A 14,041-nucleotide genomic window follows, 5' to 3' on the forward strand; every position below is an offset into this window, starting at 1 on the left:
TTACAAGTTAATTAAAATCATCTATACTAACCACTATAAACAAAATAAGTGGTTAGTTTGAAAGGAGTAGATGTTAATGTCAAAATCCATCAAACCACCTTTTACGCAGGAAACTGCACTTGCTAAGGTGAAGGCAGCAGAGGAAGCATGGAACACAAAGGATCCAGAAATGGTAGCTCAAGCCTATACCGTGGATTCGCAATGGAGAAATCGTACTGAATTTTTTAAAGGAAGAGAAGCCATCAAGGAATTTCTTAGGAAAAAATGGGCAAAAGAGCTTGATTATCGTTTAATGAAAGAACTCTGGAGTTACACAGAAAATCGCATATCGGTTCGATTTGAATACGAATGGCGAGATGCAGAAACCGATCAGTGGATGCGAACCCATGGAAATGAACATTGGGAATTCGATGATGAAGGGCTTATGAAGCGTAGGGATATGAGTGCAAATGACTATCCAATTAAAGCATCTGAGCGTCGATACCAAAAATAAATTAGGTGGGAGCTGGTTAAATGAAAACAGGACATGTAGGACTAAATGTAAGAAACATGGAGAGATCTCTTTCCTTTTATAAAGACATTTTCGGGCTAGAAATTGTAAGAGAATCTAAGGAAAATGGAAAGAAATATGCATTCTTAGGACATAACGATAAGATAACCATCACCTTATGGGAACAAAGCCAAACAGAATTCTCCAAGGACCAATCAGGACTTCATCATTTAGCGTTTGAGGCAGATTCAATTGAAACAATCAAAAGGATCGAGGAAAAGCTAGTTAATATAGACACTAACATGATTTATCAAGGGTTTACGCCACATGAAGAAGGAGCTGAATCAGGTGGGATCTTTTTCTTAGATCCTGATGGGATTCGATTAGAGATTTACACTCCTTCAGGCACCTTATCTCATGCTCACAATAATACGGAAGGTCCTGCTTGTGGGTTCTTTTAATGATGAAATATCATCGAGGGGAAATCGAAGTGCAAGAAAAAGCTTGTTTAAGGGAAGAGGCGTCCCGTGTAAGTAAGATTGTTCGTGAAAATATCGTGGATGTTGCTGCGAGATTTATTGAAAAACAGGTGATGCTAATTATTGGATTACAGGATGACAATGGCTTGGTATGGGCCTCTGTAGTTTATGAAAGGCCTGGTTTTGTGAAAGTAGTAGATTCACAAACAATTTCCGTGCGAGCCCTTCCTCAATCTTCCGATCCCATATTTGCTGGTTTGAAGACAGGCAATAAGATAGGGATATTAGCCATTGAATTTGAAACAAGAAAACGGATGAGAGTAAATGGGATCATTACGAAGGCTCACGGGACTGGATTTACTGTAGAAACAAGAGAAGTGTACTCGAACTGCCCAAAGTTCATACAATCGCGTACCTTTTTAGGCTTCCAAACAATGAAACGTCAAGAACCAAAACTAGCTACACACCTAGATAAAGACCAGAAGGAAATGATACGTGAAGCAGATACATTTTTTATTGCAACCCACCATTTAGAGCATGGTGCAGATGCTTCTCACCGTGGAGGATTACCTGGATTTGTCCATATTGCTGACCCCCAGACTCTATTAATCAAAGATTATCCAGGAAATCATATGTTTAATACACTAGGAAATCTAGTAGAAAATAAACAAACCGGCTTGTTGTTTCTTGATTTCGAGGCAGGAAACCTTCTTCAAATTAATGGAGAATCGACAGTACATTGGGAGGGGACCGAGAGGTGTATTCATTTGAATGTGAAGCAAATAAGAAATGTCATAGGAGGTTTCCCGCTCGAATGGGAGTTTGGTAGTTATTCTTCTTTTAATCCTTTGTTATAGGAAAAAAGTATGTATAATCTTTAAGGAAGCAACATTGTGACAGATATTGCTCTTTATGTTATAATGATTATAAGAAATGCGTATACTAATAACCCGTAGCTGTCACTACGGGTTATAGATAAGCGGTTCCCCTAGAGGGATCGGCTATCGGTAATCGATAGACCTCACCTACTTCTTTTGCGGTTAATAGGGAGGTCTATTTCCGTTTGATCAGTGATACAATCAAAGCGAGCAATGCAATCAAGAAGGTGCCAAAACTAAATAACACCATTAAACTTTCATACATACCCATAGGCATCACCCCCTTTCATAAAGGGGATTAGCCGACCTTTCCCTAAAAGAATGCTATCCTATTCAATTGTAACACATTTGTATCAAACATACATTCTCTTTAACTCGCACTATATTAATATATTCTAAAGATATGAGGCTTTGTTTAGTGTGCGCTTAATATAGATCTCACAATGGTACGTCAAGAACCGAAACTAGTTACACACCGGGATAATTACCAGATGTAAATGATTCGTAAAGCAGCTACATTTTTCTTTTAATCCTTCGTTATAGGAATATAGCAACTAGTTATGTATTAGGAAAATCCGAGCAGATTTTACAATTTAACAGTATGCAAAAGGAACTCTTCAAACAAATAGGGAGCGTGACCTTCCCTGCGCTCCCGGATATGATTAAGCCTTCAATTCTTCCACTTCATTCTCAGATAGCTCAGTAATATCACAAATTTCAGCTGTGTTATAACCTTTATTAATCAATTTTCTTGCAACTTCTTTTTTTCCTTCTTTTAATCCTTCTCTTAAACCTTTATCACGCCAGGAATTTGGTAACTTTTTGACAAATTCCTCTAAGGACTCATCCTTTGTATCGCGTAAATGTTCCATTAACTGCTCCTCCTCATTACGGTCTAGTTTTAAATAAGACTCAAAAAACTGAATGTTAATACGTGATAGAACGGAAAGGACATGGTAAAAACGTCTGGTTCGTCTCAAATTTGATCATAGGTGAATATGGTACTACAACCCTCTCTTCTTCTTAATAACAAAGATAGCATAAAAGTTGTTCCATATCAAGAACATAAGTTCGTTAAATTGCAATCGATTCTACCTTTAATCTACTTAAAATGATCAAAATATATAGGTATGATAAACTAATCATAATAGAAATTGTAGAAAGGGCGTGCGGTGAACATGACAAATTCAATAAAATTAACCTCTTTAAGCTCAAAGGGTGGTTGTGGCTGTAAGATTGGTCCAGCCGATCTAAGCCAAGTGCTTAAAATGCTCCCACCAGCTCAAGCGAACCCTCATTTATTAGTTGGGCTCGAAACAGGGGATGATGCTGGGGTATACCAATTAAACGAAACAACAGCTTTAGTTCAAACCTTAGATTTTTTCACACCGATTGTAGATGATCCATATTATTTTGGTCAAATTGCTGCAGCAAATGCGATTAGCGATGTTTATGCAATGGGAGGCACTCCTATTACGGCATTAAACATTGTAGCATTCCCCATCTCCACCTTAGATAAATCGATTCTTACAGATATTTTGCTTGGTGCAAGTGACAAATTGGCTGAGGCAGGCGTGACATTAGTTGGTGGACATTCAATTGACGATCAGGAGCCGAAATTTGGTTTAGCCGTAACAGGTACAGTACACCCAGATTATGTCAAAACAAATGCAGGCGCAAAACGAGGAGATCGTTTGATTTTAACCAAACCAATTGGTGTTGGAATATCGACATCAGCAATTAAGCGCGATCTTTTAAATGAAACGGAAATCGAACGCGTTTCAAAAGTGATGGCAACATTAAATAAAACAGCTGCAGAAACGATGAAAAACTATCAGGTCCATGCATGTACAGATGTGACAGGGTTTGGATTACTCGGACATGCCGTCGAAATGGCTAAGGAGAGCAAGGTAGAAATCCGAATAAATCAGGAGCAGGTGCCTGTTTTACCAAGAGTACGGGAATTAGCCGATCAAGGAGTCATCCCTGGTGGAACGAAAAATAATTTCCAGCATATTAAAGATGTCGTAGCCTTCCCAGAAAAAATGGACCAGATAGATAAATGGATTCTAGCAGATGCGGTAACATCAGGAGGACTTCTGATCGCTGTTTCTAACGACCAAGCCGACGATCTACTCACAGAATTACGGGAACAAAAAGTAGAAGCTGCGATAATTGGAGAAATATTAGATGGAGCATCAGGAACTATCTCCGTTCATTAGAAACAAATTAGGAAGGATTGTCAGAATATGATTGAGGACATTCAGGCAGATGAACTGTATCAGCTTAAAACAAACAACAATCATGTGTTAGTAGATGTACGTTCACCTAAGGAATATCAGGAAGCGACGATTCCTGGCAGTGTGAATATCCCGATATTTTCCGATCAAGAACGTGCAGTAGTTGGTACCATTTATAAACAAAAAGGGCCAGAGGCAGCAAAAGAAAAAGGCCTTGAGATCTTTTCTAAAAAGCTGCCGGATTTTATTAGAGAATTTAAAAAAATCGATATGCAAGCTACCGTATTCTGTTGGCGTGGTGGGATGCGGAGTAAAACGGCCGCAACAGTTTTAGGATTAATGGGAATCGAAGTCCAGCGGTTAAGTGGTGGAATCCGTGCCTATCGAGAATGGACGGTCGAGCGCTTGAATCAGTTTGAGATGAAACCAGAGCTGTTCGTTTTAAATGGTTATACTGGCAGTGGTAAAACCATTTTACTGGACCGGCTCAAGGCGAAGGGATATCCAGTGATTGATCTGGAAAAATTGGCAGGTCACCGTGGCTCGATTTTTGGTCATATCGGAAGAAATCCTGTCAATCAACGCTCATTTGATTTTGCTTTACTTGAAAAATTACTTGAGGTCCAGCAGGAACGCTTTGTATTTATCGAAGGGGAAAGCAAGCGGATTGGAAAAGTAGTCATTCCGGACTGGTTTGATCAGAAAAAAGAAAATAGCAAGCAGATTTTTGTCCATTTGCCAGTAGAGGAACGGGTGAGGAATATATTAGACGACTATCAGCCATGGTTGAATCCAGAACAATTTAAGGAAGCCTTTCACATTATTAAAAAAAGGCTACCAACCAACATCTCTAAAGAGCTAGGCGAATATCTAGATGCTCATGATTTTACCAAGACAGTGGAGCTACTACTAACTTATTATTATGATTCTCTCTATGATTATTCAACCAATTATCCAGAGAGTCAGAAGACAGCTTTCACTGCATCCAATGTAGAGGAAGCGGAGGAGCAATTGGTGAAATGGGTTTCGGATCGGTACGGGAGTAAGGTGAAATAATTCTAACTTTTCAGGAGATGCGTGACTGTTTGATATTCATACGGTAGCCCTACATATTTTAGAAAAGGGCTACCTTTAAGCTTTCGTTAGTCAGTATGTTGTTTGATCAAATCAATCGTATGGAAAAGCAGTCGCTTATTTCCCCATTCCCCATGTCCTGGGACAACGATTTTCACTTGTGGATATTTCTCGATTACTTTTTTAACAGAGTCATCCCATTTTTCTACATTGGCATCAGAAAGATTTCCAAGATCCTTTGCATCTAATGATTTGATGAAGCATCCACCAAATAAAATTTTATATTGGGGTAGCCAAGCCGTAATGTTATCCTTTGAATGGCCTTCACCAGGATACATGGTCTTTATAACGGTGTCACCTATTTTCATCATCGGTTTTTCATCGAGTATCGGTTTTGGCGAAGGATATCCATTTTCTTTTGCTAGTTTCGCTGTCAAACTTGTACTTCGCACTTCTATCTTCTTATCTAATAATGCTTGAATTCCTCCAATGCTATCATCATGTGCATGGGTAACAATCGCCAGAACGACTTTTTTCTTCAAATGTTTTTGAATCATTTGTAATAAAGCTTTCGTTTTTGGATGATTCCCCTCTGTATCCCATGCAGTATCAATCAAGACCGCCCCTTTGTCAGTGGTAACAACTAACCCATTGTGGGGAATTTTGGTGCCCTTCCACTCATTATAGGATGTATGTACCCATACTTTGTCAGTTAATTGGGTCAATCCAATAGACTTGTCTTGACTAGTAATATGGGTAGGAGATTTTTCAGCTTCAGCATTTACTTGATCATTCAGTTTGGCAAGGTCTTCTGTAATTGTGGTTTCTTGATTTTCTTTAGGTTGAGTAGGTTGAGAGTTATCCTCTGAACAACCTATAAGCATGATACATAGGAGAAGCAATACTGGCCCAATTTTTTTAAATTTACTCCATGAACTCCTCATCATCTAACCTCTTTTCTACCAAGTGCTTTTTTGGTTTAGGTAGCTAAACAAACGGGTCAGAAGGCCTTCTTTCTCATACTGCTACCCTTAAATTCTATTATAATAAATGAAATAAAAGATCGATATGCTCGGTTTTTGCCACTGTACCCGTACAGAAGAAAGAGGATGTGAAGAAGATTATATGATCATAGTGTAATGTGATAGAGAAAAAGATGATTATTCTCCCACTCCAAACTGTTTTAAATGATGATCAAGGTGCTTATATATTCCTTTTCCCCATTGCTCAGGAGTAAGTTTACCGAAAAAAGGATGTGGATGAGTCGTACACTTATCTGGGCCATTATTCTGGAAGGTTATTATTTTCCCCTTCAGTTTTTCCTTCTCTGTTTCAAATTCTTTTTCTTCGACAATCAAAATGGTCGGAATGGTGGACATATTTTGGGCTAATGGCTTGTCGTTATAAAACATCGGTTTCACAAGATTTCCTATGAATATTCCTAACCAACCTCGCGCTGGATGAGATTGTCCCATTGCAATATCTTGAAAGGCTGAGCAATGTGCTAACATTTGGGCAACATCCATTTTACCCCATTTGGATTTTGAATCTGGGCTTAATTTGTCAATACGGTTTAAAATTTCTTGTAAATGTAATGGATTAAAAATATTTTTCATTTGTACACCTCATCCCTACTAATTTCTCTTCTGTTTTTTAGTTAGAAATTTTACCAAAATCTGAAAACAATTATAGCATAATAATCCAATTTCCAGATCATAAACAGAAAGCTTGCCTATTCAAAACCAAAGAGATATGATTATTATTTGCACTATAAGAATATGGAGATGACTTATGTTGAAAAAGTTCTTAATTAAGCCATGGTCAGCGATCATGATTGCCATTTTTTGTTCGATTCTTTGGGGAAGTGCCTTTCCTGTTTTGAAAGTGAGCTATGTCGAATTACAAATGGCTCCGAACGATGTGATGGCTAAAATGGTTTTCGCTGGGATTCGCTTTTTAATAGCAGGTATCATTGTGCTAGTATTACTAGCCTTTATGGATATTAGAAAATTAAAAATCACGAAAAGACAATTACTAGTATTAACTCTATTAGGAATTATTCAAACAGCTTTACAATATTACTTTTTTTATAATGGATTAGCCATCGTATCTGGCATGCAGGGAGCTATCCTATCCTCAAGTGGGATCTTTTTCACTGTATTGCTTGCCCATTTTTATTATAACAATGATCGGTTAGATCGAAAAAAATGGCTTGGCATTATCGCAGGATTTATTGGAATTGTCCTCGCGAATTGGGGACAATCCTTTGCAATCTCCTTTCAATGGAATGGAGAAGGGTACATGATTTTGGCAGGGTTAACTAGTGCAATTGCGACCATTATGGCAAAGGAATTAGCGACTGGTATTCATCCTTTTGCTATCACTGGATGGCAGTTAACGATAGGCGCTATTTTATTACTCTTGGTCGGCTACCCTCAATTGCAGGAGGGCGCTATTGTTTTTACCCCTTTAGGTTGGGGATTGTTACTCTATTCCGCCTTATTGTCAGCCATTGCCTTTGGATTATGGTATTCGTTATTAAAATATCAGGCTGCAGGTAAAATCAGTATGTATAAATTTATTGTTCCTGTAGCTGGCGTATTGTTATCGGCGATGTTTATCGATGGGGAAGCGTTAAATGTGATGATCTTCGGAGCTATCGTGATGGTGGCATCAGGGATTATAGTAGTGAATTATCGGTCTTGATGGGAGAAAGGAGCTATCCCTTTCTCCTCTAATTAATCTCACAAAACTTGTATATACCCTTCTGTCCCATTCACAAGAATTCGCTGCCCGTCTTTAATTTGTTTGGTCGCATTCTCTACTCCAACCACTGCAGGCAAGCCATATTCCCGTGCGATAACTGCTCCATGTGTCATTAGACCTCCAACTTCGGTAACGAGACCTTTTATTGATACAAATAATGGAGTCCAGCTTGGGTCGGTAAAGGTCGTAATTAATATATCTCCTTCTTCTAAATGAGCATCCTCTAAATCTACAATCACACGTGCACGTCCCTCTATCGTTCCGGTTGAAACGGGTAAGCCGGCAATAGCATCTGCTGGCAAATCCTCTCGTTTGTATTTTCCTACAATAATTTCACCATCCGACGTCATCACTCGTGGCGGGGTGAGCTTTTCATATAAATGATACTCATCCCTGCGCTGGTTGATGATCTGATAATCTAGCTTTTTCGTTTGGATTACTTCACGAAGCTCATCAAAAGTGAGATAGTATATATCACTTTTTTCATGAATCACCCCTAATGGGACGAGTCGTTCTGCTTCTCTTAACAATGCCTGCTTATAAACAAAGTAACGATTAACCATACCGTATTTTGGGTATTCTCTATATCCGCTAAAATTTCGGATCAGGTCGATCCTCTGCTTTGTTTCCTTCGCCTTTTGTTCCCCATCTGGTAGCTGCTTCAAGCGCTCTAGTAGCTCCTGTTCCTTTTTCCAAGCTATTAGCCGGCCTTGTTCAAATCTTTGTTTACTAGCATTGGGCTCAAAGTTTTGGATATTACTAAGAATCAACGGAATAAGTGTTGTAGGTTTTTCGCTCCAGCGGGGTTTCGTTAAATCGATTTCTCCAGCACATCGCATTCCATACTTTTCAAGGAATGCAGAAATGGCGTCTTTGGTGTCCTGCCCACCTTCCAATTGAAGGAGCTCATCCAAAAAATTATCCTCTTCTTCAACCTTTTGTAAATATTCCATTACGTTGGGATACGGCCGAATCACATCGGCAACATCTAATAGTGCAAGGCCCATTTCTGACGTAATATTATTTGGTACAGATTGAGAGAGCGTGTCCGCTACATTTTTTTCACCTAGCCACTTATGCATTTTTTCATTAATCCACATGGCAGCATTCATTGCAGCCATAAGCACACCCATACTTTGCGGATCTGATAACATTTCCCTTAATCGCTGAATATCATCCAGTATAAAATGGAACAAGTCTGACCCTTCTTTTGTTTGGATCACTTGTTTTAACTCTTCCATAGAGGTTTGGTTTCGCTTCATCAATTCCGTTACGATAGATGGATCATTATCAAATGGGGCTTCAGAACCTATAGGTGATAGCTTATCGGGACTCTCTTCTTCTTTAATAGGTAGATCTTCTCGCTCGATGATCGTCATCAATGCATCCTTAATGAGCGGATCCGATTGGCCTAAGGTGTTTAGTAGCATTTCTCTGCTCTCAGCTGAAGCCAATCTAGGGGTAATATCAACAAACAATCTTCCACCTGCTACATGCATCGGTGCAGGTGTTGTTAACAAGAAACAGGACAATCCTAGTGGTTTCATAGCAGCTGTCATCATTTGTTGATGACCGACAGATACATAAAAATGGTTTTCTTCGGTCTCACCTACTTCTGGGATCGGATAAAGTGTCGTGATTGGCCGACTCTGAACGATATAAAATTCATGATCTACCAAGCACCATTCGATATCCTGTGGAGCTCCAAAATGTTGTTCTATCTGCTTTCCGATTTGCGCCAATTGTAAAATTTGCTTTTCCGTAAGGGTCGGAGAAACTTGGCGGTTTGGATCGAGTTGTTGTCTTTCTGTTCCACCGTCCTTTCTTGTATGGATTGCTAATTCTTTAGTTGCTATCCTTTTCTCGACGATTTGATCATCCTGTACTTTATAGCAATCAGGCGTAACGATGCCTGATACTAATGCTTCACCAAGTCCAAAGCTAGCATCGATCGAGGTGACCTTTCGATTTGATGTAATCGGATCTGCGGTAAATAAGATGCCAGAAGCTTTTGGAAAAACCATCCGCTGAACTATGACAGACAGGTACACGTTTTGATGATCAAATCCATTTTGCATCCGATAAATCACAGCACGATTGGTAAAGAGGGATGCCCAGCATTTGCTAATATGGCTCAAGATGTGTTCTTTGCCGATAATGTTCAAATAGGAGTCTTGCTGTCCGGCAAAAGAGGCATGTGGTAAATCCTCTGCCGTTGCACTAGAGCGAACGGCATATGCATGCATCTCGCCAAACTGTGTGAGATAGTGAGTTATTGCTTCTCTAATTTCTGGAGGAATTTCTATTTCGATAATGGTTTGGCGGAGCTTCCTGCTGACTTCACCAATTTGTTCTTGATCTTCAACAGTTAGCAGGCTAAGTTGCTCCAACAATGCTTGAATCCCTTCCTTTTGTCCGATAGCTTTTTGAAAGGCCTCTGTCGTGAGGCAAAAGCCTTCTGGTACTTGTATTCCGTGGATTCTAGATAATTCTCCTAAATTCACTCCTTTTCCACCAACGAGCTTGTGCTGGGATTTTTCGATTTCATCAATAGCTAGAACCAAACCACTCATTCCACATCTCTCCTAACCTATAAGATTCTCTATGATTGTAGCAACTGCACAGACCAATAAACAGTCTATATTTACGATTTTTTATATGCTATAATGTAAGTGGAGATAGTGATCATCAGCTATTTTCTCTCTGATCGACTCTTTCCTATATACAAATTCCTACCATTACATTTTCAGAAAATTGGAAATGTTTACTTTTTTGTAAAAAGGATTGTATTTTTAAATAATCCTCTGTAAAATTATTTGTAATCGTTTACAAATAATAGTTTGGAGTGGGATGAACATGATTACTTTCTTAATAGCAATATCAGCCTTAGTTCTTGCTTATTTCACCTATGGAAAATATGTGGAGAAAATATTTGAGCCGAATAAAAAGCGACAGACACCTGCCTACGCGAACCAGGACGGTGTAGACTATGTCCCAATGCACAAACAAAAAAACGCACTTATCCAACTATTGAACATTGCCGGAACTGGTCCGATTTTTGGTCCGATTATGGGAGCCTTATATGGTCCTGTAGCATTTTTGTGGATAGTTCTCGGCTCGATTTTTGCAGGAGCTGTGCATGACTACTTAACTGGTATGATCTCTATTCGAAATCGAGGGGCACATATTCCAGAGCTTGCTGGGAAATTTTTAGGGAACATTTCTCGTCATTTAGTCAATGCCTTTGCGTTACTGCTTTTATTGCTTGTCGGCACCGTATTTGTCACGACACCAGCATCGTTATTGCATAATTTAATTGATGGCAGGGTTGCTTTAATCGTGATTATCCTCGCTATCTTTGCTTATTATATATTGTCTACTATTCTACCAATTGATAAAATTATTGGTCGAATTTATCCGTTTCTTGGTGCAATCTTACTCATTGGTACAATTGCCGTGGGAGTTGCCTTAGTTTTCTCAGACTATCAGATTCCAGAATTAACTCTTGCTAATATGCATCCTGGCGACTTGCCGATTTTCCCTATTTTATTCTTAACGATTACTTGTGGTGCTCTATCTGGATTCCATGCCACTCAATCACCACTTATTTCTAGAACCGCTCAAAATGAAAAACAAGGACGTTACATTTTCTACGGGATGATGGTGGCAGAAGGGATTATTGCGATGATTTGGGCAGCTGCTGCCATGAGTTTATTTGATGGTCAAGGGCTTCAAGGTTTGATAAGTGAAGGTACCGCTTCGCTTGTCGTCAATGAAGTTTCGATGACATTACTTGGTGCAGTTGGTGGAACCATTGCTGTTTTAGGTGCTGTCGTACTACCGATTACTTCTGGCGATACGGCATTTCGTGCTGCACGTAATATCATTGCCGATTATATCAATCTAGGCCAAACCAAGCTTGCAAAACGGCTAGTTATTGCCATCCCAATGTTTGTAGTATCTTATTGGTTAACAACGATCGATTTTAACATTCTATGGCGTTACTTCTCGTTCGCCAATCAAGGTACAGCAGCACTAGCCCTTTGGATTGGTACCATGTATCTTTTTGTAAAGAGGAAAAACTATGTGATTTCACTTGTCCCTGCACTATTCATCACAGATATGGTGCTAACGTATATCTTATATGATAGCAATCTCGGATTTGGCTTATCCTATCAGGCGGCACATACAGGTGGTATCGTTATGACGGTTTTCATTACTGCTTTATTCTTCTGGAAAGGGAATAAAAATAGGGAAGGGAAATTGATTGTGGATATGGAGGCACCTTCTTTTCGGGGTGTGGCGTAAACGAAGTATGGCTGACTAGAAGGGTTAAACTGGAACTTTCATAGTCAGCTTTTGTTTTACCAAGTAGAGTTTTCATTTCTACTAACTATAAAAAATCTAACTTTTTCATCCTTGCTTTCTTTGCCAATAATAAATGGCAAGTTGTGTCCTATCACGAATTTCTAATTTATCTAAAATAACGGATAGCATATTTCGGACAGTTCCAACGCTTAAGAATAGCTGTCCGGCGATTTCCTTGTTCGAAAGTCCTTGAGCAACTAAATCCACAATATCTGTTTCTCTTTGCGTCAGTCCTTCCAACGCTTCTCGATCTGGTTCCATAATTGCTTTTAATACATCTGCGTCTAAGACGGTTGATCCTGCTCTTAATGCCCTGATTTGCTGGGCCATGTTTTCAATCGTTGCTGACTTTATTAAATATCCCTCTGCTCCTGCTTTTAACGCAAGTCTAATATTCTTCTCATCCTGAAACGTTGTTAACATCATAATTTGAACAGAAGGCCACTGGTCTTTTATTCTCTTTGTACTTTTGATTCCATCCATTATTGGCATTTGTATATCCATTAAAATGACATCTGGTAATTCTCGTTGACATACTTCAATCGCTTCTTGTCCATTTGCTGCTATATCAACGACCTCCAAATCTTCTTCTTTCCCAAGTAATAGCTTTAAACTTTGGCAAACAAGTTGATCATCATCGACGATTAAAAGCTTCATCTGTTAACCTCCTTTTTCTAAAGGAATGACACAAACAAGCAAAAATCCATTTTTTCGATTAATGGATAAGCTTCCTCCCATAGAGCGGGAACGTATTTGCAAGCTTCTTAAACCACTTCCAGTGTGGCTATTTTTTTCAACCGTACCATTATCCTGAATCAATAGGCGCACAATCGATTCCGTGACTTGTAAATCCACCTCGACTATTGTGGCATTACTATGTCTAGCAACATTTGTCAAAGCCTCTTTTAAGCAAGCTTCTAACAGCCCCCATTGATGAGCTGAAACGGCTTGCATATCACCAGATTTTTGAAGGTTTATATCGAGCTGTTGAAAATAGTGTACGATATTTTCTAAGCTTTCAATACCCATCCATGTTGTTGGAGTCATATTATGAACCGTATCCCTTAAGTTTTTCGTACTACGCTTTAAACGATTTTTCACTTCCTGGAGTAGTTTCTCGGCTTCCCTCGAATCTTGAATATACTCGTACGCTTGAAGAGCCAGGGATGCACCTGTTAAATCATGCCCTAAATGATCATGAAGCTCGCTAGCTATCCGGTTCCTTTCCATTAGTTTTGCTTGGTGGGAAGCTGATTGATTCGCTTCCAACAAATCTATCTTCATGCGTTCTAGCTCATATCTAGCCTTTCGCTGTTCATCTGCCTCCTGTCTATATACTACTTGATTTTTTAAGGAGATGAACGAAAAGACACCAAAGAAGAAGGTCTGCAAATAAAACCAAAATAATAGACTAGAAGCTGCTTGCGCAAAAAACAGACTTATAAAGATAAGAAGAGATAATAGCCATTTGCCTTTAAGGGCTAGCTCAAAAATTGGCAGTGCTAAAGCATAATAGCTAATATTTGTATGTGGGGTGAACAAAAAACAAATAAAAACATCCAATAAAACAAACCAAATCGGTAAAGCAAATCTCCAACGTAAACTTGTCACAATTAGTAAAAGAAGAATAAGGATAAAGGATCCATTCGTAGATTCACCAATAATCCATAAATGTATGAGAAAGCCGATAGTTAGAAAGCGCCAACCGTTTATAAATAGCATTGGTTCCTTTTGCTTCAACCTTCC

The 14,041-nt window shown here is 39.0% G+C and carries 14 protein-coding genes; 7 read left to right on the top strand and 7 right to left on the bottom strand.

Annotation, left to right across the window (positions count from 1 at the left end):
- The first annotated feature begins 76 nt into the window (after positions 1-76).
- The 3 genes from ACZ5N5_RS00170 to ACZ5N5_RS00180 are packed head-to-tail and all read left to right on the top strand — an operon-like array spanning position 77 to position 1,826.
- Positions 77-493: a nuclear transport factor 2 family protein gene (locus tag ACZ5N5_RS00170; protein ID WP_109983807.1), complete on the top strand. Its 417-nt coding sequence runs from the start codon at positions 77-79 to the stop codon at positions 491-493.
- Between the two features lie 20 nt (positions 494-513).
- Complete coding sequence (locus ACZ5N5_RS00175; protein WP_054788682.1) at positions 514-951, top strand: VOC family protein; 438 nt, start codon at positions 514-516, stop codon at positions 949-951.
- Complete coding sequence (locus ACZ5N5_RS00180) at positions 951-1,826, top strand: pyridoxamine 5'-phosphate oxidase family protein (RefSeq protein WP_464373033.1); 876 nt, start codon at positions 951-953, stop codon at positions 1,824-1,826. Before ACZ5N5_RS00175 ends, ACZ5N5_RS00180 begins: the two co-directional genes overlap by 1 nt.
- A gap of 196 nt (positions 1,827-2,022) precedes the next feature.
- On the opposite strand, the gene ACZ5N5_RS00185 is transcribed toward ACZ5N5_RS00180, so the two are convergent.
- Complete coding sequence (locus tag ACZ5N5_RS00185) at positions 2,023-2,118, bottom strand: putative holin-like toxin (protein WP_109983810.1); 96 nt, start codon at positions 2,116-2,118, stop codon at positions 2,023-2,025.
- A gap of 391 nt (positions 2,119-2,509) precedes the next feature.
- Entirely contained in the window at positions 2,510-2,719 is a 210-nt protein-coding gene (locus ACZ5N5_RS00190; RefSeq protein WP_109983811.1) for a hypothetical protein, read from the bottom strand.
- A gap of 306 nt (positions 2,720-3,025) precedes the next feature.
- Here ACZ5N5_RS00190 and selD point away from each other — a divergent pair, with 306 nt between their 5' ends.
- Together selD and mnmH are read left to right on the top strand one after the other, a co-directional pair.
- Complete coding sequence (selD, locus tag ACZ5N5_RS00195) at positions 3,026-4,069, top strand: selenide, water dikinase SelD (RefSeq protein ID WP_109983813.1); 1,044 nt, start codon at positions 3,026-3,028, stop codon at positions 4,067-4,069.
- A gap of 27 nt (positions 4,070-4,096) precedes the next feature.
- Complete coding sequence (gene mnmH, locus ACZ5N5_RS00200; RefSeq protein ID WP_277679772.1) at positions 4,097-5,143, top strand: tRNA 2-selenouridine(34) synthase MnmH; 1,047 nt, start codon at positions 4,097-4,099, stop codon at positions 5,141-5,143.
- Positions 5,144-5,229: 86 nt separating this feature from the next.
- Here mnmH and bla read toward each other — a convergent pair whose 3' ends face one another.
- On the bottom strand, positions 5,230-6,105 hold the full coding sequence (bla, locus tag ACZ5N5_RS00205) for a subclass B1 metallo-beta-lactamase (protein ID WP_245902277.1): 876 nt from the start codon (positions 6,103-6,105) through the stop codon (positions 5,230-5,232).
- A gap of 216 nt (positions 6,106-6,321) precedes the next feature.
- Positions 6,322-6,777, bottom strand: coding sequence for a DUF1569 domain-containing protein (locus tag ACZ5N5_RS00210; RefSeq protein WP_054788684.1), 456 nt, complete (start codon positions 6,775-6,777; stop codon positions 6,322-6,324).
- Positions 6,778-6,952: 175 nt separating this feature from the next.
- Between ACZ5N5_RS00210 and ACZ5N5_RS00215 the strand changes: the two genes are divergently transcribed.
- A complete protein-coding gene (locus tag ACZ5N5_RS00215) occupies positions 6,953-7,867 on the top strand; it encodes a DMT family transporter (protein ID WP_464373034.1) in 915 nt (304 codons plus the stop codon).
- Between the two features lie 38 nt (positions 7,868-7,905).
- Here ACZ5N5_RS00215 and ppsA read toward each other — a convergent pair whose 3' ends face one another.
- Positions 7,906-10,500: a phosphoenolpyruvate synthase gene (gene ppsA / locus ACZ5N5_RS00220; protein WP_464373035.1), complete on the bottom strand. Its 2,595-nt coding sequence runs from the start codon at positions 10,498-10,500 to the stop codon at positions 7,906-7,908.
- 283 nt (positions 10,501-10,783) lie between these two features.
- On the opposite strand from ppsA, the gene ACZ5N5_RS00225 reads away from it, so the two are divergent.
- Positions 10,784-12,235 carry a carbon starvation CstA family protein gene (locus ACZ5N5_RS00225; protein ID WP_464373036.1) on the top strand — a complete coding sequence of 484 codons (1,452 nt, stop codon included), beginning with the start codon at positions 10,784-10,786 and terminating at the stop codon, positions 12,233-12,235.
- A gap of 105 nt (positions 12,236-12,340) precedes the next feature.
- Here the strand turns inward: ACZ5N5_RS00225 and ACZ5N5_RS00230 are convergent, their stop codons facing one another.
- Entirely contained in the window at positions 12,341-12,952 is a 612-nt protein-coding gene (locus ACZ5N5_RS00230; protein ID WP_054788685.1) for a response regulator, read from the bottom strand.
- A gap of 3 nt (positions 12,953-12,955) precedes the next feature.
- Positions 12,956-14,035 (bottom strand): sensor histidine kinase, encoded by a 1,080-nt coding sequence (locus tag ACZ5N5_RS00235; protein ID WP_464373037.1) that lies wholly within the window; start codon positions 14,033-14,035, stop codon positions 12,956-12,958.
- Positions 14,036-14,041: the final 6 nt, after the last annotated feature.

The sequence above is a fragment of the Gracilibacillus sp. JCM 18966 genome, from assembly GCF_055392695.1.